Source organism: Aurantimonas marina (assembly GCF_017183135.1).
GTDB classification, from domain to species: Bacteria; Pseudomonadota; Alphaproteobacteria; order Rhizobiales; family Rhizobiaceae; genus Aurantimonas; species Aurantimonas marina.
The window spans coordinates 70,330-94,143 of record NZ_JADDXW010000005.1 but is presented as its reverse complement, the minus strand read 5'-3'; the positions used below and the strand labels follow the sequence as shown (position 1 = coordinate 94,143).

The 23,814-nt window shown below is 64.8% G+C and carries 27 protein-coding genes; 10 read left to right on the top strand and 17 right to left on the bottom strand.

The window, feature by feature from the left end; genetic code table 11:
- Positions 1-24 precede the first annotated feature (24 nt).
- Positions 25-771 carry an SDR family NAD(P)-dependent oxidoreductase gene (locus ING15_RS07750; RefSeq protein WP_206454223.1) on the top strand — a complete coding sequence of 249 codons (747 nt, stop codon included), beginning with the start codon at positions 25-27 and terminating at the stop codon, positions 769-771.
- 51 nt (positions 772-822) lie between these two features.
- Entirely contained in the window at positions 823-1,665 is an 843-nt protein-coding gene (locus tag ING15_RS07745; protein ID WP_206454222.1) for a fumarylacetoacetate hydrolase family protein, read from the top strand.
- A gap of 87 nt (positions 1,666-1,752) precedes the next feature.
- Here the strand turns inward: ING15_RS07745 and ING15_RS07740 are convergent, their stop codons facing one another.
- Positions 1,753-2,574 (bottom strand): class I SAM-dependent DNA methyltransferase, encoded by an 822-nt coding sequence (locus ING15_RS07740; protein WP_206454221.1) that lies wholly within the window; start codon positions 2,572-2,574, stop codon positions 1,753-1,755.
- Positions 2,571-3,221 (bottom strand): pyroglutamyl-peptidase I family protein, encoded by a 651-nt coding sequence (locus tag ING15_RS07735; protein WP_206454220.1) that lies wholly within the window; start codon positions 3,219-3,221, stop codon positions 2,571-2,573. The genes ING15_RS07740 and ING15_RS07735 overlap by 4 nt, the downstream gene beginning before the upstream one ends.
- 304 nt (positions 3,222-3,525) lie before the next feature.
- On the opposite strand from ING15_RS07735, the gene ING15_RS07730 reads away from it, so the two are divergent.
- Complete coding sequence (locus ING15_RS07730; protein WP_206454219.1) at positions 3,526-3,741, top strand: cold-shock protein; 216 nt, start codon at positions 3,526-3,528, stop codon at positions 3,739-3,741.
- A gap of 202 nt (positions 3,742-3,943) precedes the next feature.
- Complete coding sequence (locus ING15_RS07725; RefSeq protein ID WP_206454218.1) at positions 3,944-4,750, top strand: hypothetical protein; 807 nt, start codon at positions 3,944-3,946, stop codon at positions 4,748-4,750.
- Between the two features lie 26 nt (positions 4,751-4,776).
- On the opposite strand, the gene ING15_RS07720 is transcribed toward ING15_RS07725, so the two are convergent.
- From ING15_RS07720 to ING15_RS07710, 3 genes are all read right to left on the bottom strand, one after another.
- A complete protein-coding gene (locus ING15_RS07720; RefSeq protein WP_269812737.1) occupies positions 4,777-5,418 on the bottom strand; it encodes an MBL fold metallo-hydrolase in 642 nt (213 codons plus the stop codon).
- Between the two features lie 176 nt (positions 5,419-5,594).
- Entirely contained in the window at positions 5,595-6,266 is a 672-nt protein-coding gene (locus ING15_RS07715) for a spermidine synthase (protein WP_206454217.1), read from the bottom strand.
- A 35-nt stretch (positions 6,267-6,301) separates the two neighbouring features.
- The gene (locus ING15_RS07710) at positions 6,302-7,192 is read right to left on the bottom strand and encodes a branched-chain amino acid aminotransferase (RefSeq protein ID WP_206454216.1); all 891 of its coding nucleotides are present in this window, start codon (positions 7,190-7,192) and stop codon (positions 6,302-6,304) included.
- 183 nt (positions 7,193-7,375) lie between these two features.
- On the opposite strand from ING15_RS07710, the gene ING15_RS07705 reads away from it, so the two are divergent.
- From ING15_RS07705 to ING15_RS07695, 3 genes are all read left to right on the top strand, one after another.
- Positions 7,376-7,924, top strand: a complete 549-nt coding sequence (locus tag ING15_RS07705) for a MarR family winged helix-turn-helix transcriptional regulator (protein WP_206454215.1) — start codon at positions 7,376-7,378, stop codon at positions 7,922-7,924.
- The gene (locus ING15_RS07700) at positions 7,921-8,646 is read left to right on the top strand and encodes a response regulator (protein WP_206454214.1); all 726 of its coding nucleotides are present in this window, start codon (positions 7,921-7,923) and stop codon (positions 8,644-8,646) included. The genes ING15_RS07705 and ING15_RS07700 overlap by 4 nt, the downstream gene beginning before the upstream one ends.
- Positions 8,647-8,817: 171 nt before the next feature.
- Positions 8,818-10,113, top strand: a complete 1,296-nt coding sequence (locus ING15_RS07695; protein ID WP_206454376.1) for an ATP-binding protein — start codon at positions 8,818-8,820, stop codon at positions 10,111-10,113.
- Positions 10,114-10,119: 6 nt separating this feature from the next.
- Here the strand turns inward: ING15_RS07695 and ING15_RS07690 are convergent, their stop codons facing one another.
- The 5 genes from ING15_RS07690 to ING15_RS07670 form a co-directional block, all read right to left on the bottom strand.
- Positions 10,120-10,479: a tRNA-binding protein gene (locus ING15_RS07690; RefSeq protein WP_206454213.1), complete on the bottom strand. Its 360-nt coding sequence runs from the start codon at positions 10,477-10,479 to the stop codon at positions 10,120-10,122.
- Positions 10,480-10,483: 4 nt separating this feature from the next.
- Positions 10,484-11,299, bottom strand: coding sequence for a pyrroline-5-carboxylate reductase (gene proC, locus ING15_RS07685; RefSeq protein ID WP_408628684.1), 816 nt, complete (start codon positions 11,297-11,299; stop codon positions 10,484-10,486).
- Positions 11,300-11,301: 2 nt separating this feature from the next.
- The gene (locus ING15_RS07680) at positions 11,302-11,802 is read right to left on the bottom strand and encodes a type III secretion system chaperone family protein (RefSeq protein ID WP_206454212.1); all 501 of its coding nucleotides are present in this window, start codon (positions 11,800-11,802) and stop codon (positions 11,302-11,304) included.
- A 277-nt stretch (positions 11,803-12,079) separates the two neighbouring features.
- Positions 12,080-12,367, bottom strand: a complete 288-nt coding sequence (locus tag ING15_RS07675) for an accessory factor UbiK family protein (RefSeq protein WP_206454211.1) — start codon at positions 12,365-12,367, stop codon at positions 12,080-12,082.
- A 166-nt stretch (positions 12,368-12,533) separates the two neighbouring features.
- On the bottom strand, positions 12,534-13,199 hold the full coding sequence (locus tag ING15_RS07670) for a DsbA family protein (RefSeq protein ID WP_206454210.1): 666 nt from the start codon (positions 13,197-13,199) through the stop codon (positions 12,534-12,536).
- A 220-nt stretch (positions 13,200-13,419) separates the two neighbouring features.
- Here ING15_RS07670 and ING15_RS07665 point away from each other — a divergent pair, with 220 nt between their 5' ends.
- Complete coding sequence (locus ING15_RS07665; protein ID WP_206454209.1) at positions 13,420-13,899, top strand: BA14K family protein; 480 nt, start codon at positions 13,420-13,422, stop codon at positions 13,897-13,899.
- A gap of 55 nt (positions 13,900-13,954) precedes the next feature.
- Here ING15_RS07665 and ING15_RS07660 read toward each other — a convergent pair whose 3' ends face one another.
- The gene (locus ING15_RS07660; RefSeq protein WP_206454208.1) at positions 13,955-15,784 is read right to left on the bottom strand and encodes an aminopeptidase P family protein; all 1,830 of its coding nucleotides are present in this window, start codon (positions 15,782-15,784) and stop codon (positions 13,955-13,957) included.
- Between the two features lie 240 nt (positions 15,785-16,024).
- On the opposite strand from ING15_RS07660, the gene ING15_RS07655 reads away from it, so the two are divergent.
- Positions 16,025-16,234, top strand: a complete 210-nt coding sequence (locus tag ING15_RS07655) for a hypothetical protein (RefSeq protein ID WP_206454207.1) — start codon at positions 16,025-16,027, stop codon at positions 16,232-16,234.
- Between the two features lie 86 nt (positions 16,235-16,320).
- Here the strand turns inward: ING15_RS07655 and ING15_RS07650 are convergent, their stop codons facing one another.
- The 5 genes from ING15_RS07650 to ING15_RS07630 all read right to left on the bottom strand — a co-directional run bounded on the left by ING15_RS07650 (position 16,321) and on the right by ING15_RS07630 (position 21,662).
- Entirely contained in the window at positions 16,321-17,193 is an 873-nt protein-coding gene (locus ING15_RS07650; protein WP_206454206.1) for a 50S ribosomal protein L11 methyltransferase, read from the bottom strand.
- Entirely contained in the window at positions 17,193-19,094 is a 1,902-nt protein-coding gene (locus ING15_RS07645; protein ID WP_206454205.1) for a cation:proton antiporter, read from the bottom strand. Before ING15_RS07645 ends, ING15_RS07650 begins: the two co-directional genes overlap by 1 nt.
- Positions 19,095-19,217: 123 nt before the next feature.
- The gene (locus ING15_RS07640; protein ID WP_206454204.1) at positions 19,218-19,811 is read right to left on the bottom strand and encodes an SCO family protein; all 594 of its coding nucleotides are present in this window, start codon (positions 19,809-19,811) and stop codon (positions 19,218-19,220) included.
- A 104-nt stretch (positions 19,812-19,915) separates the two neighbouring features.
- Positions 19,916-20,266: a 2Fe-2S iron-sulfur cluster-binding protein gene (locus tag ING15_RS07635; protein ID WP_206454203.1), complete on the bottom strand. Its 351-nt coding sequence runs from the start codon at positions 20,264-20,266 to the stop codon at positions 19,916-19,918.
- A gap of 40 nt (positions 20,267-20,306) precedes the next feature.
- Complete coding sequence (locus ING15_RS07630; protein WP_206454202.1) at positions 20,307-21,662, bottom strand: selenium-binding family protein; 1,356 nt, start codon at positions 21,660-21,662, stop codon at positions 20,307-20,309.
- Between the two features lie 173 nt (positions 21,663-21,835).
- Between ING15_RS07630 and ING15_RS07625 the strand changes: the two genes are divergently transcribed.
- Positions 21,836-22,573 (top strand): DapH/DapD/GlmU-related protein, encoded by a 738-nt coding sequence (locus ING15_RS07625; RefSeq protein ID WP_232845627.1) that lies wholly within the window; start codon positions 21,836-21,838, stop codon positions 22,571-22,573.
- On the opposite strand, the gene ING15_RS07620 is transcribed toward ING15_RS07625, so the two are convergent.
- Positions 22,543-23,745: an MFS transporter gene (locus ING15_RS07620; RefSeq protein ID WP_206454201.1), complete on the bottom strand. Its 1,203-nt coding sequence runs from the start codon at positions 23,743-23,745 to the stop codon at positions 22,543-22,545. The two genes, ING15_RS07625 and ING15_RS07620, sit on opposite strands and share 31 nt — an antisense overlap.
- Between the last annotated feature and the right edge of the window lie 69 nt (positions 23,746-23,814).

The window sequence follows — 23,814 nt, the reverse complement described above, 5'->3', positions numbered from 1 at the left end:
GCGCACCGGCCAAAGGGAGAAACCATGAACCGCATCGATCTGGAGGGACGCACCGCGATCATCACCGGCGGCGCGCGCGGCATCGGCCTTGCCACCGCCGAGCGGGTCCTCGCCAGCGGCGGATCGGCGGTGCTGTGGGACGTCGACGGCACGGCAATCGAGGAGGCGGTGGCGCAGCTCGGCGCGAAGGCCAGCGGCCAAGCGGTGGAACTGACCGATGTGGACGCCGTCGCGGATGCCGCCAAGGCCGCTTTCGCCAAGGCCGGCTCGGTCGACATTCTCGTCAACAATGCCGGCATCACCGGCGGCAATGGCAAGACCTGGGAGTTGGAGCCCGACGTCTGGCGCCGCACGGTCGAGGTAAACCTCGTGGCGCCGTTTCTGACCAGCCGGGCCGTCGTGCCGCTGATGATGGACAAGGGCTATGGCCGAATCGTCAACGTCGCCTCGATCGCCGGCAAGGAAGGCAATCCCAACGCCTCGCACTATTCGGCCTCGAAGGCCGGCCTCATTGGGCTGACCAAATCGCTCGGCAAGGAGCTCGCTGGAACCGGCATCCTGGTCAACTGCATCACTCCGGCTGCCGCGCGCACCGCGATCTTCGACCAGATGAGCCAGGAGCACATCGACTACATGCTGTCGAAAATCCCGCTCAACCGCTTCGTTGAGCCGGCCGAGGTCGCCGCCATGATCGCCTGGCTCGCCTCCGAGGACTGCTCGTTCTCGACCGGCGCGGTGTTCGACATTTCCGGCGGCCGCGCCGTCTACTGAAGCGCCGACACTTCTTCTCTCCCACCACATTCGGAACACGGAAAAAACGTCATGAAACTCGTTCGCTATGGCCCCTCGGGCGAAGAAAAGCCCGGCCTTGTCGACGCCGACGGCACGCTGCGCGACCTTTCCGCCCATGTCGGCGACATCGCCGGGGAGGTTCTCTCCGAGGCCGGCCTCGCCAAGCTGAAGGCTCTCGATCCTTCCAGCCTCCCCGTGGTCGACGGCTGGCCGCGCATGGGGCCTTGCGTCGGGCAGATCCAGAAGATCGTCTGCATCGGGCTCAATTATTCCGACCATGCGGCCGAGACCGGCGCCGAGGTCCCCAGCGAGCCGATCATCTTCGCCAAGGCGCTCTCGGCGCTCTGCGGGCCGAATGACGATGTCGAGATGCCGCGCGGTTCGACAGCGCTCGACTGGGAGGTCGAGCTTGCGATCGTCATCGGGACCAAGGCGAAATACGTCGAGGAAGCCGACGCGATGGACCACGTCGCCGGTTTCGCGATCATGAATGACGTCTCCGAGCGTGACTTCCAGACCAAGCGCATGGGCCAGTGGACCAAGGGCAAGAGCCACGACACCTTCGGTCCGCTCGGTCCCTGGCTGGTGACCCGCGACGAACTCGGCGATGTTCACAATCTCGCCATGTGGCTCGACGTCAACGGCGAACGCCGCCAGACCGGCAGTACCAACACGCTGATCTTCAACGTGCCGCACATCGTGTCCTATTTGTCGCAGTTCATGACACTGATGCCGGGAGATGTGATCTCCACCGGCACACCGCCGGGCGTCGGCATGGGCATGAAGCCGCCGAAATATCTGGAGGTGGGCGATGTCATGGCGCTGGGGATCGAAGGGCTCGGCGAGCAGAAACAGACAGTCGTTTCGGCCTGACTTGGCGATCAGCGGCGGGGATGGCCGGCAAGACTCGTGAAGCGCCCCCGCCCTGCCGCCGCTGTATAAATCTGACGCAGTGCCGGCTCAGCAGTCCCGACGCCGCGCCAGCACCAGATGACCAGGGGCCGGCTGCCCCTCCTGGAGGCGGACGATGATCGATCCGCATTCCAGACAATCGAAGCCGTGCGCCGTGAGCCGGTCCTGAAGATACGCCTCGCGGTGATGAAAGCGCTGGTGCGGGCCGACCATGAAATCGCGCCCGTCGAATGCCGCATTGGACAGTGTCTCGGTGGAGAAACCGAAGATTCCGCCGCCCGCCAGCCGTGCGGCGACCCCGGAAAAGAGTCCGTCGAGTCCGCCGAGATAAGGCAGCACGTCGGCGGCAACTATCAGGTCGAAGGGGTCTTCCTCGTCGAAGTCCGCGAGGAAGCCGACCGCCTCGCCGATATAGAGATCGTCGTAGACGCCCTTGTCGAAACAGGTCTCGATCATGCCTTCCGACAGATCGACGCCGATCAGTGTCGTAGCCCGGTCACGCAGTGTCTCGCCGGCCAACCCGGTGCCGCAACCGAGATCAAGCACGCGCTGGTGGCGACCGGGTGCGATCTCCGCGAGCCGCGCCGCCATCAGCCCCGGCACGCCGTAGCCGAGCTGGCGCACCAGAATGTCCTCGAACGCCTCTGCATGCTGGTCGAACAGCGTCGCCACATAGGCGTCGCCCGCCGATTCAGGCGCCTCCCCCAGACCCATGGCCGCGATGCGGACCGCCGCGCCGCCATGGTCCTCAGGATCAATCGCCAGACACTCGCGATAGGCTTCGGCCGCGGCGGCGTGCGCGCCAGCCTTCTCGAGCGACAGCGCCCGTTCATAGGCGTCCGTCAACGCCGCTTCGTCGAACCCGCTCATGCGCTTGTCTCCGGCATCGCGTTCGGAACCCCGCCTAATGTTGCAGCCAGCGCCCGCGCCGCCCGTTCGATGGTTGCCGCCGGCACGCTGCAAAACACGTCCGGCACGGTTTCGCTCGCGACGGTTTCGGCTACGGCCTCGTCGCTCAGCGGAACATGGATGAAACCGTAACGCCGCACGCCGAGCGAGGCGGCATGATGGGCAAGGCGGTAGAAGGTATCGTTGCAGAGATAACCGCCGGCATTGGTCGACCACTCGAAGGAGGCGCCGGCACTGCGCAAGGCAGCGGCGACGTCGTTCCACGGCAGATTTGCGGGCAGCGACTGGGGACCGTCCAGCACCGCCGGTCCGGACGGGAAGCCGCCGACCGCGTCGGCATGGCCGAGCTCACGACGATTGCGCGCGACCAGTTCGATGCGAAGGCGTTCGGCGCGCTGGTGGAGGCCGAACAGCACGACGGTCGTCGGGCGCACGGCTTCGATCGCAGCCTTGAGCCGCGACCAGCTGCCCTCCCATTCGACGGGCAGAATCTCAGCGTGGAGACCGTCGGAGCAGCCCCTCTCGCACTGCAACGCGCGCGCCAGATCCTCGGTCGGATTGCGCGGCGCGCTCGGAAAGGAAGAAAAGCCGGCGAAGAGTAACGACATGGAACGCATGAGCCTGAACGGGAATGGCGGGCGGGCGCGGGAGGCACGGCGAGACCGCCCGTGCCGAAATGAAACCTGAAGCTTGCCCAAAAACTTTTACTTGCAACGCCCGGCGCGGGATAGCATTCAAGGGACGTTTGGGCAATTTCGCGAACAAAGGTAACGGACGAACTGCGTATCGGAGGCGCCTCCTCCGGGTGGTATACCGAAACCGGAAACCACGATGTATCGGTTCCCTTCCTCGTCAAGACTTGCCTGCCACCGCCACACGGCGACACGTAATGCCAGGATAAGGACTCCGATAATGGCACAAACCGGGACGGTCAAATTCTTCAATACCGAGAAGGGCTTCGGCTTCATCAAGCCGGACGACGGCGGCGCGGACATCTTCGTTCATATCTCGGCGGTGCAGGCCTCCGGCCTGCCGGGCCTCGAGGAAAACCAGAAGGTCTCGTACGAAACCGAACCCGACAAGCGCGGCAAGGGCCCCAAGGCGGTCAACCTCGAAGCGACCGACTGAGGCGGACGGAAACGCCGGTCAAACCGGCGCGAGAGTGCCGCGCCGGCACGAAAAGCTTGGGATAGCCCGCCGCGCATCGCACGGCGGGCTTTTTTGTCTCCCACCTTAGTGGTGGAGTACCGGAATGGAACAGAATCGTCTGGCACGCCGCGTGCAAGGGCTCTGCCGAATGCCTCGCAAGGGGCCTAAACGGGAGATCGTCATGCAAAGCCGAAACCGCCTGGCAACGCACACGACCGCAGCTGCGCTTTCCTTTCTAATGCTGGCCTCCGTGCCCGCCACGAGCGAACAGTCCATCGACAGCGGAGGCGGCGGCGTCAGAACCGCCCAAATCATCGACTTTTCCGCTCAGGGCGAGGATTTTCTCGAGGATGGAGGTGGCATCCGCACCGCGCCCGATATCTACGTCACCGACGAGCGGGAGGAGTTTCTCGAGGATGGCGGCGGCATCCGAACCGCTCCCGATATCTATTCCACCAATGAACGCGAGGAGTTTCTAGAGGACGGCGGTTCGATCAAACGCAAGCCAAATTTCGACGTGCTCACGGTGCGTGGGCGAAATCGCGCTTGGCGCGTGGTCGAGCCACGGGGTGTTGCGACACGCTCGCAAGGGTCCTTCACGATAATGTCCACCGGTGCTTCCGGTCACCGCGCCGTGCCCTCCCGCGCCTCGGCATGGAAACGTCAATACGGATTCGACGCTGTGCCGAACGGACCGCGGATCATCGATGTGGCGCGCGAACGGCTGGATCGCCGTCCCCTGCCGGCGTCCGGCATCGACATCATCGAGACCGGCGGCTCGAAGATCATTCGCATCGCTCCGAACTATGACCGGCATGCCGCCGCAGAGTTGGATCGGAGCGCGCGTCCTGCACGCAAAGCCCGCGCCGGCGAGCCGTGGACGCGGGAATGGCTGAGCGCTTGCACCCGCGCCCACCCCAGCTTCGATCCGAATTTCGGCACCTATATGGACGCGGCGGGCAATTCGCTATTCTGCGCCGGCGGCTGACCGCCGGGCCCGGCGGGGCGCGGCTATCAGGTCAGAAACGGGTTGGTGCGTCGCTCGTCGCCGAGGCGTCCGCCCGGCCCGTGACCGCAGATGAAGCCGACATCGTCGCCGAGCGGCAGGACCTTCTGCTTGATCGAGCGGATCAGCGCGGCATGGTCGCCGCCCGGCAAATCGGTGCGTCCGATCGAGCCGGCAAACAGGACGTCGCCGGCATGCAGGAACTTCGCCTGGCGATGGAAGAACACGACATGACCGGGCGCGTGGCCCGGCGTGTGCAGCACCTCGAAGACATGCCCGGCGAAGCCGACCGTCTCGCCCTCCTCCAGCCAGCGGTCCGGCGTGCAATTGCGGACCGCGCCGCCGACGCCGAACATCTGCGCCTGGGCCTCGAGGCCTGACAGCAGGAACGCGTCGTCACGATGGGGACCGATGATGTCGACGCCGAGCCGTTCCTTCAGCTCCATGGCACCGCCCGCGTGGTCGATATGGCCGTGGGTCAGCCAGATCGCCTCGATGGCAATGCCGGCGGCCTCGATCGTCGCGACGATCCGGTCGACATCGCCGCCAGGGTCGACCACGACGCCGGTCTTGGCCTCGGTGTCATAGAGGATGCAGCAGTTTTGCTGGAACGGCGTGACGGGCACGATCTGGGCGCTGAGTTGCGTCAAAACGGGAGTCTCCTCAACCAGTTGGGCGCCGCGGTTCATCTCCAACATTAGTCAAGATCGCGCGGCTACCGTGTTGGGCAGGGGAATAACCGCCGCCGCCCCCTGGCGCAAATGCTGCCTGGCTCAGGGGGTCGATTTCGCGAGACGCTTGGACGTGGCCTCGGCTGCGCGCGGACCTATGTCGCGGCGATCCAGATGACGTGCCGGGCGCCACGGCCCGTGCGGCTGGCGCGCACACGCTGCTCGTCGACGCGGAAGCCTGCCTTGCGGAGCCGTCCGGTAAAGCCGCTGTCGGGTCCCTGTGACCAGACCGCCAGCACCCCGCCGGGACGCAGCGCGTGTCGCGCCGCTTCCAATCCCCCAAGATCGTAAAGGCCGTCATTGGCACGGCTCGTCAGGCCCTCGGGGCCGTTGTCGACGTCCAGAAGGATCGCGTCGTAGGCCGCCGGGGCGCCGCGAATGAGCTCGGCGACATCCGTTACCGCAATACTGACGCGGGGATCGTCGAGGCTCCCGTCGACGAGATGCGCCATCGGGCCTTTCGCCCAAGCGACCACCGCCGGCACAAGCTCGGCGACAATAACGCTCGCGTCGCCGCCAAGACGAGACAGGACGGCGCGGAGCGTAAACCCCATGCCGAGCCCGCCGACCAGCACGTGCGGCTTCGCCCGGTCGGCGATCCTCTCGCAGGACAGGCGCGCAAGCGCTTCTTCCGAGCCCGAGAGCCGGCTGTTCATCAGCTCGTTATCGCCGAGCATGATCGAGAATTCAGTGCCGCGCCGCATCAGCCGGAGCTCAGCGGTCGTCCCGGGAATCGTCGCGTTGTCCAGCTTTTCCCAGGGGATCATCGCCGCGTCTCCGTCCGGCTGTCCTCCCGCGCGCCCTACTCCGCCGCCGCGCGCTTCGGCTGCACGGTGCCGGTGTAATCCTCGACCAGCCGCCGGGTCGTCTCGCCGGGAGTGAACCGCCAGTCGGCAATCTCGGAGACCGGCGTCACCTCGGCCGCCGTGCCACAGAGGAAGCATTCCTCGAAACTCGCCAGTTCCTCCGGCATGATCACCCGCTCCTTCACCTCGATGCCGCGCCGGCGCGCCAGATCGATCACGGTCCGGCGGGTGATGCCGTCGAGGAAGCAGTCGGGCGTCGGCGTATGCACGACGCCGTCCTTGACGAAGAAGACGTTGGCGCCGGTCGCCTCGGCCACCTGGCCGCGCCAGTCGAGCATCAACGCGTCGGCATAGCCCTTGGCTTCCGCCGCGTGCTTGGAGATCGTGCAGATCATGTAGAGGCCGGTGGCCTTGGCCTTGGAGGGCGCGGTGCGTGGGTCCGGCCGGCGATACTCGGCGAGATCGAGCCGGATGCCCTTCATGCGCTGCTCGGGATCGAAATAGCTCGGCCACTGCCAGATGGCGATGGCGACGTTGATGCGGTTCTTCTGGGCCGAGACGCCCATCATCTCCGAGCCACGGAAGGCGATCGGCCGGACATAAGCGTCGGCAAAACCCTGCCGGTCGAGCAGTTCATTCGTCGCCGCGTCGATCTCGTCGGCGCCGTAGGGTATCTCAAAGCCGAGCATGCGCCCCGACGCGATCAAGCGCTCGGTGTGCTCGCGCAGCTTGAAGACCGTGCCACCATAGGCCCGCTCGCCCTCGAAGACGGCGCTCGCATAGTGAAGCCCGTGCGTCAGCACGTGGATCTTGGCGTCCTTCCAGGGCACGAACTGGCCGTTGAACCAGATTTCGCCGTCAAGCTGGTCGAATGGAACATTGCTCATGGTGCTCGCGACGCCTGTTCCGGCGTCCTCCCTATCATCGTCTGGCGGCAGTCGACTGTTGGCCGAGGGGTGGAGCCGCGTCAATGTCTCCGGTCCCTGTATGGCTGAACAGCGACGGTTTCCACTCTTCGCTGTCCGGTGTAACAATGGAAGGAAATTACGTCAATGGTGCTGACCTAAATTATGGATGCTGCCCTGACCCCCGATGTGCGCACGGACGATGCCGCCGAAGCCATTGTGCGGGAGCCCCTGCCGACCTTCGGACATCCGGACTTCCGGATGATCGAGCTGTTGTTTTTCGCCTATCGCGAATTCACCGCCGATGCCGATTCAATTCTGGCCCGCTACGGGTTCGGGCGTGCCCATCACCGGATCCTGCATTTCGTCAACCGCGCCCCCGGCATGACCATCACCGATCTCCTCGATCTGCTGCAGATCACCAAGCAATCGCTATCGCGGGTATTGCGCCAGCTCATCGACGATGGCTTCATCCGTCAGATGCCGGGGGCGGAGGATCGTCGGCAGCGCTGTCTCTATCCGACCGTGAAGGGACGCGAGCTGACGCTGGAGCTTTCGCGAGCCCAGGCGCGCCGGATCGAAGCCGCGCTGAGCGACGCGGCGCCCTCGGACGCCGCGCCGATCGGCGCCTTTCTCAGACAGATGGCGGCGGACCGGCCGGCGACGCGGGAGTGGTTCGCGAAGCAAGGTATCAATTGGAAAGACCCGCTATGAACGAGTTCGCCGGGGAGACTTCGGGCGAGATGACATCGCTGGGAGACGACGCCCCCCATATTCTCGTCGTCGACGACGACCGTCGCATCCGCTCGCTGCTGTCGCGGTTCCTGTCGGAGCAGAATTTCCGCGTCTCGGTGGCGGCCGATGCCAGGGAGGCCCGGCGCATCCTCGAGGGGCTCGACTTCGATCTTTTGATCGTCGACGTCATGATGCCAGGCGAGAATGGCATCGAGCTGGTGCGCTCGTTCCGCGTCGACCGCCAGTCGCCGGTGCTGATGCTGACGGCGCGCTCGGAGACCGAGCAGCGGATCGAAGGGTTGGCGGCCGGCGCCGACGATTATCTGCCGAAGCCGTTCGATCCACGCGAACTGCTTCTGCGCATCAACAACATCTTGCGACGCGGGAGCCAGGCGCCGATCCAAAAGCTGGAACATGTGCGTTTCGGCCCGTTCACCTTCACGCTGTCACGCCGCGAATTGAAACGCGGCCCGGAGGTCATCCGCCTGACCGAACGCGAGCAGGAGATGATGTCGCAGTTCGCTGGCAATCCGGGCGAGACGATCCAGCGTCAGGATCTCCTCGGCGACGAGACCGATGTCGGTGAACGTACCGTCGACGTCCAGATCAACCGCCTGCGCCGAAAAATTGAAAGCGATCCGGCAAACCCCTTGTGGCTACAGACGGTGCGCGGCATCGGCTATCGCCTGAACACAGACTGAGGCCGACTGGCCGTGACCTCGATCGAACGCCTCATCCAAAAACGCCGGTGGCGGTTCCGCACGCTCATCCGGCGCCACGCGTGGCCACCGCGCTGGCGGTGGGACAAGCTGCCGACGATCGACATCTGGCGCGGACTCCTGCGGCCCATTCCGCGCATCACCCAGCACTTCATGCCGAAGGGGCTCTACGCACGCTCCCTGATCATCATCATCGCGCCGGTGGTCCTGCTGCAGGGCGTGGTGACGGTGGTGTTCATGGAGCGTCACTGGCAGCTCGTGACCCATCGGCTGTCGACCGCCGTGGTGCGCGACATCGCAGCGATCACCGACCTCGTCGAAGCGCAGCCGCCGGGGAGCAACTATTCGCGGGTCATCGGGATCGCCCGCGACCGGCTTGGCCTCAATGTTTCGGTGCTGCCGCCCGAACCGTTGCCCGCCCTTGCTCCGAAGCCGTTCTTCAACATCCTCGACGGCATCCTCAGCGAAGAGATCACCAAACGGATCGGGCGCCCCTTCTGGATCGACACGGTCGGCCAATCCAAGATCGTCGAAGTTCGCATCCAGCTGGACGGCAAGGTTTTGCGCGTGTTCGCGCCCCGTAACTCGGCCTACGCCTCGAACACCCATATTTTCCTGGTCTGGATGGTCGGCACCTCGCTGGTGCTCATGATCATCGCCATCCTGTTTCTGCGCAACCAGATTCGCCCGATCCAGGCTCTGGCAGCGGCGGCCGAGGGTTTTGGGCGCGGCCAACCGATGCCGCCGAATTTCCGCCCGCGCGGCGCCTCGGAGGTTCGGCGCGCCTCACTCGCCTTCATCCAGATGCGCGATCGCATCGAGCGGCAGATGGAACAGCGCACGGCCATGCTGACCGGCGTCAGCCACGATCTGCGGACCATCCTGACGCGCTTCCGGCTGCAACTTGCCCTGCTCGGCGAAGGCGAAGACCAGGACGAGTTGAACGCCGACGTCGACGAAATGCAGCGGATGCTCGAGGGTTATCTGGCCTTTGCCAAGGACGAGGCGGCCGAGGAGGTCGGTGAACTCGATCTGGTCCCGGTGCTCGGAAAATTCCGGACCGAAGCCAAATTGAAGGGTAAGCAGATCGCGGTGGAGATCGCCGGCGATCCCCGCCTCGCGGTGCGGCCGGATTCCTTCACCCGCATGGTGACCAACGTCGTCACCAACGCCTTGCGCCATGGCGACCGCATCCGTGTGTGCGCCAGCCATGAGGGACGCTGGCTGACCATCACGGTCGAGGACAACGGCGCCGGAATCGCCGCCGAGCAGCGCGAGGAAGTGTTCAAGCCGTTCGTGCGCCTCGACACCGCACGCAACATCGACAGCGGCGGCACCGGCCTCGGCCTTGCGATCGCCCGCGACATCGCCCGCAGCCACGGCGGCGACATCCTCCTGTCAGACAGCGATCTCGGCGGCCTGCGGGCGCTCATTCGCGTGCCGGCGTAGCCCCACTCAGAACATCCGGCCGCCGTCGGGCACTTTATGGCCCGGCCCGAGCAGCACGACCTCGCCAGCCGCGTCCGGTACGCCGAGGGTCAGCACCTCCGACATCATCGGGCCGATCTGCCGGGGCGGAAAATTGACGACGGCGAGCACCTGCCGGCCGACCAGCGCCTCCGCCTCGTAATGCGCTGTGATCTGAGCGGAAGATTTCTTGCGGCCGATCGGCGCGCCAAAGTCGATGGTCAGGCGAAACGCCGGCTTGCGCGCTTCGGGAAACGGCGCCGCCGCTACGATCGTGCCGACGCGGATATCGACCTTCATGAAATCGTCGAAGCCGATTTCCGGCGCCGGACCCTTACGTGTCGCCATTCGCCTACTCCTTCGACAGTGCCTCGGCGCGGTCACGCGCGGCTTGTACGGCCCGCAGCATCAGAGCGGCCAAACCGTCGTCCGCCATTAAGACATCGAGCGCGGCCTGGGTGGTGCCATTCGGCGACGTGACGTTCCGGCGCAATTTTTCCGGCGTATCCTCTGACCGGATCATCAACTCGCCCGCGCCGGCGATCGTGTGCCGCGCCAACCGCATCGCGAGTTCGGCCGGCAGTCCGGCCGCCCCGCCGGCTCTCGCCAGACATTCGGCGAGATAGAACACATAGGCCGGGCCGCTGCCCGAGACACCGGTGACCGCGTCGATCAGGGCCTCGCTGTCGACCCATTCAACCGGGCCGCTCGCCGACAGGAGACCGTCCGCAACGGCGCGCCCCGCGGCCTCGACTCGCGCATTGGCGTAGGCACCCGTGATGCCCCGGCCGATCAGCGCCGGCGTGTTCGGCATGGCGCGCACCACGGGCCGTTCGCCAAGCCGTGTCTCGATGGCCGCAACGCTCGTGCCGGCGGCGATCGACACGATGAGGCTCTCAGGCTTCAGCGCGGCCCGTAGCGACGGCAGCGCCTCGCCCATCATCTGCGGCTTGATCGCCAGCAGCGCGACATCGAACGCCTCATCCGGCACGCTTGTCGCATGGCGGACGCCGTGGCGGTCGATCAACTGGCGCAAGGCGTCCCCGATCTTCGGATCGACGACAAGCACGCGCGACGACTCCAAGCCACTCTCCAGCCAGCCGCCGAGCAGCGCCGCGCCCATATTGCCGCCGCCCAGAAGCAGGATGCGGTCCGGCCCGCCCGTCATGCTCAGGCCTCGCCTTCGGTCTCGAAAATCGCGCAAGCCAGTGCATCGTCAGCCATCTTGTCGGCCCACACGACGAACTGAAACGCCTGATAGAAACGCTCGCAGCTTTCCAGCGCCGTCGCCAGCATCCGTTCGGCCTGCTGACTGGTCGGTTCGGCGCCGCCTGATAGCAACAGCGCATGGCGGAACATCACCGCCCCTTCCTGCTGCCAAAGGTCGAAATGTCCGACGAGTAGCTTCTCGTTGATCAACGCCAGCAGCCGGAGCACTTCGGAGCGACGATGCGCGGGTATCTTGAGGTCAAAGGCGCAACCCAAATGCAGCGCCTCGATATTCTCCAGCCAGGAGAACGAAACCGAGTAATCGGTCCAGACTCCGGCCACCGCCACCGCGATCTCGTCGTCGCCCGAGCGTTCGAACGCCCATTCCCGCGCCGCAGCGACCCATTCGATCATATCGACCGGATGAGATTGCCTCAAAGAGGCAAATTCAATCAGACTCATGTCAACGTCCCCGTATCCAATTCGGCGGGGATGCCGATTGCCGCCAAGCCGCCCCGCAGGGATGACACCGCCACCGCACAGCGTCGAATCACCCTTATGAATCAGCATATAGACCGCGAGTCCTCGCGCTAAGGGGCGTTAACCAAATATTCACCATCAATCGATTTGGGCACCCAGGAGAAGGGCCTCGCCGGGAGTCTTAAGCGACTCTCGGCAAAGGATAATCCGGTTCGACCAAAGGTTGTTTGCAACCTGTTGATTGCCTGTGGAGAACCTGTCAGCCGGCCTTCGGCTTGGCACTGGGAGCGCGTGCCTCAAGGTCATCGAGCCGCTTCTTCAGGACTTCGTTTTCCATGCGCGCCTTCGCCGCCATATCGCGAACGGCCTCGAATTCCTCGCGCTGGACGAGGTCCATCTGGTTGAGGAAGCGCTCGCCTTGCGCCCGGAACACCGTCTCAACCTCGCGCCGCACCCCTTGGGCAGCACCGGCGGCGTCGGTCATCATCCGCGCGAACTCGTCGAGCATGCGATTGGGGCCTTGCCGGCCGGGACCTGAAGTGGACATGGATCGTCTCCGCTGTGGCTGTGTGCGCGTTCGCTGCGTTTGGAGGTAGAGAGCCCCCACCCGGAAGACAATGGCCGGCCAGGAGGGAAGACGGCAAGCGGCATGCTCGGGAAATCCGAATCCCTGCTTCGATTTTATCGCGAGCAGATCGTCAAGCCGAGTTTCCTCACGCCACCGCTCTTTGCTGCTCGAGCCACAACCCTACCCGGGCGAGGACCGGCTCGGACGGCTGAAAGCCCGCAGTGACGAGGGCATAATTGCCGTCCGCCTGCGGCCCGGCGATGAGGGTCGGAAAGCCGGTAACGCCGGCGTGCTGGGACAGGGCGAAATCGCCCAGCGTTTCCTGCCTGGTATCCTCCCGCGCGAACGCCGCCTGAAATGCCGTGCGATCGAAGCCCAATTCCGCCGCCAGATCGGCCAGTGTTTCGGAGTCGGTGACATCGCGGTTCTCGGCATAGAATGCCCGGGCGATCCTGTGTTCGAGTGCGATGGCCTTCTCCGGCCCGAGCTGACGGCCCGCCACGACCGCCCGCGCGGCCGGTTCGGTGTCGTAGACAAAATCGTCCCGCTCGAAAAAGGAAAAGTCGAAGGGCTGCCCCGAGGCGTCGCGCACATGCTCCCAATGGTTGCGGATATCCGCCTTGGCGCTCGCGTCCATGCGTTTGTCGGTAAACGGCCGGAGACCGCCGAGGACGAGGCGGATCGCCAAATCCGGATAGAGCTCGGCGATCGCCTCGATGACAGGCGCGAAGCCCCAGCACCATGAGCACATGGGATCGGCGAAATAGATCAAATGGGGCGTTTGCGGGAATGAAGACGGGTTGTCGGACATGATGTCGGGCGGCCTTTCGAGTTATGCGTGGCGGTACAGCACCACGCGCTTCACCTGTCGCGCAAGAAGATGCCGGCAAGGGGCCGTGTTGACGGCCATTGCCTTCCCGGCGGTTCAAGGTTCCCGACCACGCTTTCGTGAGCGGCCATCTTGTTCAGGAGCCGTTCAGCTTCCCAATCGTTACCTAAGTGTTAAACTATTGGTAATGCAGGAGGTCGACATGAATTTCTTCAAACCGTTGGCAGTCAAATCCCTGGCACTGGCGCTTGCGCTGTCGGTCGCCCCGGCCGCGGTGCCCGCCAACACGCCGCTCGTCGGGATATCGCAGGCCGAGGCCGGCCACTATGGCGGCGGGTCCTTTGGCGGTGGCCGACATTATCGCGGTGGCCGGCAGTATGGCGGCCACCGTGGCTTCCGTGGTGACCGCCGTTACTATCGTCGCCACCGGGGCCTCGGTTCCGGCGGCGCGGCGATTATCGGCGGTATCGTGGGCCTCGGCATCGGCGCAGCGATCGCCAGCCAGCCGCGCTACTACCGCCCGGCACCGCGTTATTATCGGGCCGCCCCGCGCTACTACCGCGGCAGGCCGGCCGCCTGGACAGGCGAGTGGTATCGCTATTGCGCGGCCAAGTACCGGTCGTTCGACGCTCGCTCGGGAACCTTCCAGCCGTATCATGGCAAGCGGCGGCTCTGCCGCTGAGGCGAAACGACGACGCAGTCCCGACCGCGCCCTAGAATGGGCGGCGAGGGAGTTGTCATGCTGCGTCGACGGGACGCGTCGCTGCCTCCAACCAGTCCTGATCCGCAGCCGGCAGCAAGGCGGTCAGCGCAGCCCGCACGGTTGCGTGGTAGGTATCGACCCAGTCGATTTCCTCACGGCTCATCAGCATCGGCTCGATGAGCCGGCGGTCGATCGGCGCGAGGGTCAATGTCTCGAATGAATGCATTGGGAGATCGCCGCCCGCTACGGCCGTCGCGGGCTCGATCAGGATCAAATTCTCGATCCGGATGCCGTAGGCGCCTTCACGATAATAGCCCGGCTCGTCGGACAGGATCATGCCGGCTTCGAGCACCGCCATGCCGCGCCTGGAGATCGACTGCGGCCCCTCATGCACGGCGAGATAGGAGCCGACGCCATGACCAGTGCCATGGGCGTAGTCGCAGCCGGCCTTCCACAGCGCGATCCGGGCCAGCGGATCGAGATCGACGCCACGCGTGCCCTTGGGAAACCGCGCCGTGGCAATGGCGATCATGCCCTTTAACACCAGCGTGAACTTTTCCCGCATCTCCGCGCTCGGCTGGCCGATCGGGATCGTCCGCGTGATGTCGGTGGTGCCGTCCTCGTACTGGGCGCCGGAATCGAGCAGAAAGAGCTCGCCCTCCCCGAGAAGCCGGTCGCTCCCCCGGTTAACGCGATAATGCACGATCGCGCCGTTCGGGCCGGAGCCGGCGATCGTATCGAAGGAAATGTCCTTCAAGGGGCTTCCGTCCCGTTCGCCATATTCGGCACGCGACGCTTCCAGCCGCTCGACCGCGGCGATCTCGGTGAGGCTTCCCGGCGGCTGGCGGTCGAGCCAGGCGAGAAAGCTCGATACCGCCGCGCCGTCGCGTCGGTGAGCGGCCCGTGAGCCGGCAATCTCGCCGGCATTCTTGATCGCTCGCGGCAACCGCGCCGGGTCGGGCATATCGACGAGCGTGCCGCCAGCCGCCTCGACGATGGTCGCCAGCCGCGCCGCGCCCAATTGCGGGTCGAGACCGATTGCGCGCCCAGCCGCCTCCCGTTTCAACGCCGGCTCGAAATCCTCCGGCAATGCCAGAGCGCAGAGCGCCGCAAGATAAGCGCGGATTTCGGCGCCGAGCTTGTCCGGATCGACGAAGAGGGTCGGACGGCCGTCGGCGGGCAGGATGGCAAAGGCCAGCATCAGCGGGGTGTGCGGCACGTCGGCGCCGCGAAGGTTGAAGGCCCAGGCGATCGAAGCGGGGTCGGTGAGAAGCGCGGCATCGGCCTTTGCCTCGCCAATCCGCCCGGCCAGATCGGAAAGTTTCTCCGTTGCTGGGCGTCCGGCGAAGCGCTCTGGATGGACGACCGCCCGCGCCTTTGGGGGCGCAGGACGATCATTCCAGATCCGGTCGATCGGATTGGCCGGAAGTGCGACGAGATGTCCGCCGGCCGCCTCGATCACGTCCGTCAGCGTGCGAATCTCCGACACCGTATGCAGCCACGGGTCGTAGCCGATCCGCTTGCCGGGCGCGGCGGCCTTGAGAAAGTCGGCGAGCGAGGTCTCGCCAGACGACAATGGCTCGAAGACCGCAAGATCGATCTCGGAGCGGACCTGCAAGGTATATCGCCCATCGACCAGAATCACGGCGCGATCGGCGAAGACGGCTGCCACCCCCGCCGAGCCGGAAAAGCCGGTCAGCCATTCAAGCCGTGCGGCCGAGGGGGGGATATACTCGCCCTGGTACTCGTCGGCGCGCGGGACGATGAAACCGTCGATGCCGGATTCTGCGAAAGCAGCGCGGAGCCGACGGACCCGTTCGGCACTGCGCGAGAAATCGGCGGTCTGGTCGAAATTCTGAAACATCGGAGGCTCTGGCAGGATACGAGTAAAGACGGGGTGAAAAATGGCGCGACCCGCGGCCGACGGCGGGGACCATAGGCGCGCAGAGGGCGGCGCGAAAGGTTAACGAGACATGAATCGCCCTGCCGTTGTGCAATGCAATAACGGGAGGCACCTATGCAGGAATGACTCTACCGCGATCACGCTCCAGGTCGCATATTGGCTGCAAGGGGAGGCCAGCGAAGCGCATCAGGAGATATTGCGATGGCCACGACGACCTACACTGAATTGTCCCACCGCGGCACCGGCCGCTCCAAAGGCTTCATGCGCAGCATGCTGGACCGCATGATCGAAGCGCGCGAGCGTGAGGCCCGACGCTACATCGAAGACCGCATGGCGTTTCTCGGACGCGATGGCCTTGAACTGGCCGGGCGAGAGTCGCTGTTCGAGGGACGCACGCCCGAGCGTCGCTGATCCAGCGGCATTTCCACGCAGCATCGAAACGTCGGCGGCGGTCACCGCGCGCCGGCGTTTTCGTGTCTTGAGGCCGCTTTCGCCCCTCACCGGACCAGATGCAGCGTCACCCAATCGCCCCTCACCAATGTGCATCGGTGGAATAGCCCTTGCGCGCGAAAAGCCGAAAGAACCGCGTCCCGCTGGCTGACCAGAATGCCCGACAGGACGATGTCGCCGTGCCGCGCCAGATGCCGCGTGAATTGCGGCGCCAGCTTCATCAGCGGCCCGGCGAGAATGTTCGCGACGATCAGATCGAACGGCGCGCGCGCGCGGATCGCGGGCCCCGCGAAGCCGACGGCGGTGGCGCTGGTGACGAAGGGGGCGACGCCATTGGCAATGACATTGGCCTTGGCGACACGCACGGCCACCGGGTCGATGTCGGTCGCGAGCACCGGTACGCGGGCGAGTTTGGCCAGGCCGATCGCGAGCACCGCGCTTCCCGTGCCGAGGTCGAGCGCGTTGCGTGGACGGCGCCGCGCGGCAATCTGCCCGATCATCGTCAGACAGCCAGCCGTCGTGCCATGATGCCCGGTGCCGAAGGCTTGCCCGGCCTCGATCTCGATGGACAGGTCGTTGGCGGCGATCTTTTCGCGATCATGGGCACCATGAACAAGGAAGCGGCCGGCGCGCACCGGCTTCAATGTTTTGAGAACATCAGCCATCCAATCCTTATCGGGAAGCTCCTCGCGCTCGATTCGACCGGCTAGCTCCGGTCCGACCGCATCCGCGAAGATGCTTTCCCAGGCGTCCGCGTCCTCGGTGTCGAAATAGGCCGAGACCTCGAAGAGCCCCCTCGTCTCGTTGATTTCGCTGATTGCCACCGGCGAGCCATGTTCTTCGAAGGCTGTGTCAAGGGCCTCATAGACGGCTTCAGCCTCGGCCTTGCCAGCCCGCAGGAAATAGCGCGACTGGGCCATCAGCCGGCGGTCGCGGCGTTGACGTTGGCGGACGCTGCTTCGGTGGTCTTGCGCGCCTTTTCGGCGCGGGCCTCGCGTTCGGTCGTTGTCGCCTTCACGATCTTATCCTGCTCGCGCTCCGGTCGCGGCGGGCCGAAGGAAATGATGGTGTCGCCTTCGTCCGGCTCGCCCGATCCTTCGGACGCGGCGAAGACGAGACTTTCTGAGGGCTTGATCCACAACAGCACGTGGGTTTCCGCCGGCCGCGTCTCGACGAAGCGCTCGTAGCCGAATTCCTCGGTTAGCCGCGTTGCCTGGAACGTCCAGCCGTCGACGACAAGATCACGCAACTGGGCATATGTCTTGCCGGGCTTGAACAGCGGCAAGCCGCCGATGGTGAAGTTCATCGACTGGCGATCGGAAGCGCCGAGATCGCCGATCTGGAACACGTCGGAACGGCCGATCTCCGGCGCGAAATCCGTACAGATCAATGCATTGTAGGCGTCGTTATCGGTCGCCGCCACCATATGGTCGAAGCGCGAGAGATTGAGGGAATGGTGAGCCTGTTCCGACAGGATCTCGCCATACCAAACCTCGACTTCGGCCAGCCGCGCTTCGGATGCGCGCGACCAATTGCCGTCGGCGATGAGAACAGGAACCTCCTGCGCCTTGAGCCGGCGGGCGAAGGCGATGGTGAACCGCGACGCGCCGACGAAGAGGACGCCCGGCCGATCCGCCGATCTGAGATCGAGAAGTCGGGCCAGCGGCCCGAGCGAAAAGCCGTGCAGGACGATCGTCGCGGCGACCAGGGCGAACGTATAGGCGATCATGCGGTCGCCATCGGTCACCCCAATGCGCGCAAGCGTCGCGCCGAATAGGCCGGCAACCGCAACCGCGACGATACCGCGCGGTGCGATCCAACCGACAAGCAACCGTTCCTTCCAGTTCAGGCCCGCGCCAATCGTCGCCACGAAGACGGCCAATGGCCGCACCAGGAACAATACGACAGCCAGAAAGCCGACAACCCGCCATTCGAGGCTGCGGATCACGTCCATCTGCAGCGAGGCGGTCAGTACAATGAACAGGCCCGAAACGAGTAGCGTGGTGATCGTCTCCTTGAACCGCCGGAGTTCGGTAATGCTGGCGATCCGGGCATTGGCCATGGTGATACCCATCACGGTCACAGTGAGCAGCCCAGCCTCCTCGAGTACCAGATTGGTGATGGAATTCATCGCAACGACGGCGGCGAAGAGGATCGGCGCTTTCAGATATTCGGGAGCGTGGCCGCGGCTGAACAGCCAGCTGAGTGCGCGCCCCACCGCGATACCGCCTGGAACCGCGACGATGATCGCCAGGATCACGTTGAGGATCAGGTTCTCGGCCTCGTGCGCCCCTGTGAGCACGAGGAATGTTTCAAAGGAGATGACCGCGAACAACGCGCCGAGCGGGTCGTTGACGATCGCCTCCCATCTGAGGATCGACGCCGGCCGGGTCTTCAGTTTGGCGTGGCGCAAAAGCGGCATGATCACCGTCGGCCCGGTGACCACCAGCACTGCGCCGAGGATGATCGCCGTCGGCCAGGACAGATTACCGATATAATGGGCGGCGAGCGCCGTCATCAGCCAGACGAGTGGGCCGGACACGATGACGATGCGCCGTACCGCTGTCGATGTCTCGCGAATCTCGCGAAAATTCAGCGTCAGCCCACCCTCGAACAGCACGATTGCGACGGCTGTTGACACCAATGGCGTGTAGAGGTCGCCGAAATCCGCGCGTGGATTCATGAAGCCGGTGAACGGGCCGAAGACGAGACCGACTGCGAGCAAGAGCACGATCGCCGGAATCTGCAGGCGCCAGGCAAGCCACTGCGAAGCGATGCCCGCGGCACCAATGAGAGCGATCTGGGCGGCGAGATCATCCATATGCGATTATCCTTGCGAGCGACGCCGCCCAATTAGACCGGAGAGGCAAGAAGGGAATGGGCGCAGCGATCGCTAGTCGCAGGTCCCGTGTCCGATTTCGCACGGCGCGTTTAAGAGGTCGCGTCAAAGCCCGACAAGCCGATCCAGCTTGGCGCGCGCAGTGTCGGAATTTTCGCCGTATGCTAGCGTGCCGGCCAGCGCGCCATCGGCGTCCAAAAGGAATGTCGTTGCCGTATGGTCCATGGAATAATCGGGCTCCTCGCCCACCTTCGCCGCATAGACGCCCCAGCCCCTCAGCATCGTCGCGATCTTGTCCGGCGCACCGGTGATCGCGGTGATGTCTGCACCGACGGCGCTGACATAATCCTTGAGGATTTCGGGCGTATCGCGTTCCGGATCGACGGTGACGAAGACGACCTGCAGGTCTTTGCCCTCCTGCTTCAGCCGCTTCTGATGACCGGCAAGCTCGTAAAGCGTCGTCGGACAGACCTCCGGGCAATGGGTGAAGCCGAAGAACACTGCGGAGGGCGTCCCATTCAGATCGGCCTCGGTGATCGCCGAGCCGTTCTGATCGACGAGCGCAAAGGGCGTCCCGAAGGGTCCCTCGCCGCTGACCGGGCCGACCGGAGCGTAAAACAATATCAGCGCCGCGACTGCGCCTGCAAGTAGCGCGACGACGGCCCAAAGACCGGCTCGAAACAACGAAAGTCCGTTCATGTCATCATCGTGCACGGGTGTGTTTAAGACCCGGCCCGCCTCTCCCGCGCATCCGATTGGTATCGGGATGCGAATAGCATAGCCGCCCCGCCGGATGCGAGACCCTATGGCCGTCCTCGCGATCCCTTGCCCGACGCCGGGGAGTCGGCGAAGGGGTTTCGATAAAGGTCATCATGGCTCTCGACGCCGACGGCGATGGCGCAATCGGAGCGGGGCCGCGCAATGCAAAGCAGGATATAGCTGGCGGCGCTCTGCCGGCGGTTCAGCGCCGTCCCCTTCGGCTGGCGCACCTTGCCCGAGATCAGTCGCCCGGCGCAGGTGATGCACCCGCCATAACGGCAGGCGACCGGCAGGACGAGCCCGGCCGCCTCTGCGGCGTCGAGGATCGGCTGGTCCTCACCAACATCCAGGACGCGGCCGTTCCGATTCACCAGCGTAACCCGGTGGGATTTCACTGTCCGTACCGTCCGTCGAGGGACCGACCGCCCACCCGACTCACATCCAGATGTCGCTGGTCACATCGCCGCCCGGATAGCGCATCTCGTGGCAGCGCGAGGGACCGTTTGGCTCCTTGCCGAAATCGACCAGGAAGTCGGAATTGATGCTCATACCGCCGTTCTCGGTGTCGCAGTCGACCATGAACATCTGCGCGCCCTTGTCCTTCATGCCCGGATAGAACTGGTTGTCCCAGGTCGAAAACAATGATGTCGTGACGTAGAGCCGCTTGCCGTCCAGCGACAGCTGGATCATCTGCGGGGCACCCTGCACCGCAACGCCGTTCACCTCCGACGCCTTGCCGAGCATGCCGCCGAGCCAGACCTGACCGGTCAGTTTCGGGTTCGAGCGGTCGGTGATGTCGTACTGCCTGAGATCGCCGTGCAGCCAGTTGGCGAAATAGATGTAACGGTCGTCCATCGAGATCAGGATGTCGGTGATCAGGCTCGGCATCGGCACCGGGAAGCCCGCGACATCGATGGTCGGGATGTCGATCACCTTCTCCAGCTGGGGTTCGCCATTGTCATCCTTCCACCAGTGGAAGACGTTGGAGGACAATGTCGCGGCGAAATAACCGTGATGGGATTCGGGATCGTGCAGCCCTCGGACCTCCAGCGGAATCATGCCCTCGGCGCCAAGATCGACGGATTTCGCGACCGCCTTTGCCTTGAAGTCCCAGAAATGCACCGACTGACCATATTTTCCGGCGGCCACATCCTCCAGTTCGAAGCCCGGCATGAAGGTGTTCGGCGCGGCCCATTCCGAGCTCACCATCATGTTGTGGCGCGGCTGGTACCAGAAGTCGTAATTGTACTTCATGCCGTTGAGCTCGTTCTCCCAGCGGCCGACGATGTTGAAATTCTCGTCGAGATGCAGAAAGCCGCCGGGGCCGTTGCCCTCGGCGTCGCCGAGCATGGAAATGATGATATCCGAGCCGAGGCAATGGACCGTGTGCGGCGCCGACAAACCGGTCTTCGCCTTGATCTCGTCGCCGGATACAACCGTGTGCAGCTTCGGATTCGTCGGATCGGCCGTGTCGATCACATTGATGTTCGAGGTGCGCACGCCGGGCATTAGCAGATAGCGCCGGGATTTCGACGCATCGTCATGACAGGACGAGCAGGCGTTCCAGCCCGAATGGTGCAGCTCGTCGCCGATCCCCGGCATTTCGGTTCGCGCGACGACGCTGGAATAGGTCGGGCTATCCGGGTCGACATCCACCGTCGCCAGATAATCCGGCTTCTCCACGCCCGTCCCGACATAAAGCGCCACCGTGTAAAGCAGCTTCTCCCGCTCGGCCTGCATTGCCTCCTTCGGCGATGCATAGCCCGGCCCGCAACAACCATTCTCAGCCATCGGATCCTCCCAAGATCGCTGGTGCGACAGTTGACCCTTCGCCACCGGAGGGCAGCATGGCAGGTGGCGCGGCCGCTGCAAAATCAAAACATTCGTGGTTCGCCTTACCTTCGCGGCGAGGCGGCCGATTTCCGGCTGCCCTGTACCACCGCCATGTTGCAGGTTATGGGCGGATGATGACCGACGATCCACAAGAGCCGAGCCTTCCGACAAGCGCCGCAACGGATGACCACGCCGATGACCGGGACGACGATTTGCGCCTGCGGTCGTCCGAACCGCGCATTCACCCGTCGGCGGAACTGAAGGAAACGCGCCTCGGGCGTTTCGTCGAGATCGGCCAGCGAGTGCTCCTGCGGGACGTCTCGGTCGGCGATTTTTCCTATTTCGAGCGCGGCGGCGAGGCGATCTACACCGATCTCGGCAAATTCTGCTCGATCGCGGCGAATGTCAGGATCAACGCGCTCGAACACCCACTGGAGCGCCCCACAACGCACAAGATCAGCTACAGGCCGAACGAATATTTCCGCTTTCTGCCGATCGACGCCGACTGGCGCGAACACCGCAGGGCAAAGCGCGTGACGATCGGCCACGATGTCTGGGTCGGTCATGGCGCGGTGATCATGCCCGGCGTCCAGATCGGCGACGGCGCGGTGGTCGGCGCCAATGCTGTTGTGACCAAGAATGTCGAGTCCTATGCCATTGTCGCGGGCGTACCGGCACGGCTACTGCGCGAACGGTTTCCGCCAGAGAGCGTCGAGCGGCTCCGGCGTCTGGCCTGGTGGGACTGGTTGCCGGAGGTGCTGTTTGCGGCGATCCCCGACATGCAGGCGCTGCCGATCGAAGCTTTCCTCGACAAGTGGGAAACGGCCGACATCGCCGCTCAGCCCGTCTCGTCGGCCAAGAGGAAATAAATCAGCGCCGCAGTCGGCATGGCGATGCCGATAATGCAGACGCCCACCCAGCCGAAGGCTTCGAGCACCGGGCTCGATAGTGCAGATCCAATCGCCCCGCCGAGAAAGAAGGTGGTCATGTAGACGGCGTTGAGCCGGTTCCGGATGGTCGCGTCAAGCTGGTAGATCTCGCGCTGGCCGAAGACGAGATTGGCCTGCACCCCGAGGTCGATCAGGATGCCTGCGGCGACCAGGGCGGCCAGCGATACGCCGCCGAACAGCGCCGCGACGAACGCAGCGATCACAGTTGCGATTGCTACGATGGTGCCGGCGCGGGTGTAGCCGCGATCGGCGAGCCGCCCGGCGACCGGTGCGGCGAAGACGCCGAGGACGCCGGCCAGCGTGAACAGCGCGACGCCACTCGGGGTGAAATTGTAGGGAGCGCGCAGAAGGATCACCGGCGCGGCCGTCCAGAATAGTGAAAACGCCCCGAACATCGCGGCATGGTAGATCCCGCGCCGGCGCAGCACCGGCTGGCGGACGAACAGCCTGCCGAGCGAGCCGATCAGCACGGCATAGCTCCGTTCGCCGTGGGGCTCGCGGCGCGGCAACAGGATCAGACCAGCCAGACCAAGCGCTGCGATGAGCCCCGCGGACAGGCCGAACACGCCGCGCCAGCCGACATAGTCGGCGAGGAAACTGGAGACCGGCCGGGCCAGCAATATGCCGCCGAGAAGCCCGCTCATGACGTTGCCGACGACCTTGCCTCGCTCGGCGGCGGGCGCGAGATTGGCGGCGAGCGGCACCAGCATTTGCGCCGCCGTCGAGGTGATGCCGACGACCAGCATCATGGCGAACAGTGTCGTCAGGCCCGGCGCCAGCGCGAGGCCGGCGAGGCTGACGACGTTCGCCGCCATCGTGACGAGGATCAGCTTGCGGTTCTCAATAAGGTCGCCGAGCGGCACCAAGAGGACGAGGCCGACCGCGTAACCAATCTGCGCGACGGTGACGATCATGCTCTCGGTCGCGGCCGACAGGCCGGTGTCGTCGCCGATCAGCGCGACCAGCGGCTGGGCGTAATAGAGATTGGCCGCGAGCGCGCCGCAGGCAAGCGCGAACAACACAGTCAGGACGGTGCCGAGAGCGCCCTCACCAGTGGCGCCAGATTGCGCGGCAAAGCTCGGTTGGGTCATGGACGGTGAATTCTCCTGGAGCATCACGCGGGCCGGCACTTCGCAGCCGCAACATAGGGCAGAGCAGCG

Bases quoted from the DNA above. Each gene is read 5' to 3' on its own strand.
- ING15_RS07735 (WP_206454220.1), bottom strand. From the start codon at position 3,221: ATGTCGTTACTCTTCGCCGGCTTTTCTTCCTTTCCGAGCGCGCCGCGC.
- ING15_RS07750 (WP_206454223.1), top strand. From the start codon at position 25: ATGAACCGCATCGATCTGGAGGGACGCACCGCGATCATCACCGGCGGC.
- ING15_RS07680 (WP_206454212.1), bottom strand. From the start codon at position 11,802: ATGAGTCTGATTGAATTTGCCTCTTTGAGGCAATCTCATCCGGTCGAT.
- ING15_RS07705 (WP_206454215.1), top strand. From the start codon at position 7,376: ATGGATGCTGCCCTGACCCCCGATGTGCGCACGGACGATGCCGCCGAA.
- ING15_RS07725 (WP_206454218.1), top strand. From the start codon at position 3,944: ATGCAAAGCCGAAACCGCCTGGCAACGCACACGACCGCAGCTGCGCTT.
- ING15_RS07640 (WP_206454204.1), bottom strand. From the start codon at position 19,811: ATGAACGGACTTTCGTTGTTTCGAGCCGGTCTTTGGGCCGTCGTCGCG.
- ING15_RS07745 (WP_206454222.1), top strand. From the start codon at position 823: ATGAAACTCGTTCGCTATGGCCCCTCGGGCGAAGAAAAGCCCGGCCTT.
- ING15_RS07650 (WP_206454206.1), bottom strand. From the start codon at position 17,193: ATGGCCCAGTCGCGCTATTTCCTGCGGGCTGGCAAGGCCGAGGCTGAA.
- ING15_RS07700 (WP_206454214.1), top strand. From the start codon at position 7,921: ATGAACGAGTTCGCCGGGGAGACTTCGGGCGAGATGACATCGCTGGGA.
- ING15_RS07715 (WP_206454217.1), bottom strand. From the start codon at position 6,266: ATGATCCCCTGGGAAAAGCTGGACAACGCGACGATTCCCGGGACGACC.
- ING15_RS07665 (WP_206454209.1), top strand. From the start codon at position 13,420: ATGAATTTCTTCAAACCGTTGGCAGTCAAATCCCTGGCACTGGCGCTT.
- ING15_RS07670 (WP_206454210.1), bottom strand. From the start codon at position 13,199: ATGTCCGACAACCCGTCTTCATTCCCGCAAACGCCCCATTTGATCTAT.
- ING15_RS07695 (WP_206454376.1), top strand. From the start codon at position 8,818: ATGCCGAAGGGGCTCTACGCACGCTCCCTGATCATCATCATCGCGCCG.
- proC (WP_408628684.1), bottom strand. From the start codon at position 11,299: ATGACGGGCGGGCCGGACCGCATCCTGCTTCTGGGCGGCGGCAATATG.
- ING15_RS07690 (WP_206454213.1), bottom strand. From the start codon at position 10,479: ATGGCGACACGTAAGGGTCCGGCGCCGGAAATCGGCTTCGACGATTTC.
- ING15_RS07645 (WP_206454205.1), bottom strand. From the start codon at position 19,094: ATGGATGATCTCGCCGCCCAGATCGCTCTCATTGGTGCCGCGGGCATC.
- ING15_RS07710 (WP_206454216.1), bottom strand. From the start codon at position 7,192: ATGAGCAATGTTCCATTCGACCAGCTTGACGGCGAAATCTGGTTCAAC.
- ING15_RS07730 (WP_206454219.1), top strand. From the start codon at position 3,526: ATGGCACAAACCGGGACGGTCAAATTCTTCAATACCGAGAAGGGCTTC.
- ING15_RS07625 (WP_232845627.1), top strand. From the start codon at position 21,836: ATGATGACCGACGATCCACAAGAGCCGAGCCTTCCGACAAGCGCCGCA.
- ING15_RS07675 (WP_206454211.1), bottom strand. From the start codon at position 12,367: ATGTCCACTTCAGGTCCCGGCCGGCAAGGCCCCAATCGCATGCTCGAC.
- ING15_RS07620 (WP_206454201.1), bottom strand. From the start codon at position 23,745: ATGACCCAACCGAGCTTTGCCGCGCAATCTGGCGCCACTGGTGAGGGC.
- ING15_RS07740 (WP_206454221.1), bottom strand. From the start codon at position 2,574: ATGAGCGGGTTCGACGAAGCGGCGTTGACGGACGCCTATGAACGGGCG.
- ING15_RS07660 (WP_206454208.1), bottom strand. From the start codon at position 15,784: ATGTTTCAGAATTTCGACCAGACCGCCGATTTCTCGCGCAGTGCCGAA.
- ING15_RS07655 (WP_206454207.1), top strand. From the start codon at position 16,025: ATGGCCACGACGACCTACACTGAATTGTCCCACCGCGGCACCGGCCGC.
- ING15_RS07630 (WP_206454202.1), bottom strand. From the start codon at position 21,662: ATGGCTGAGAATGGTTGTTGCGGGCCGGGCTATGCATCGCCGAAGGAG.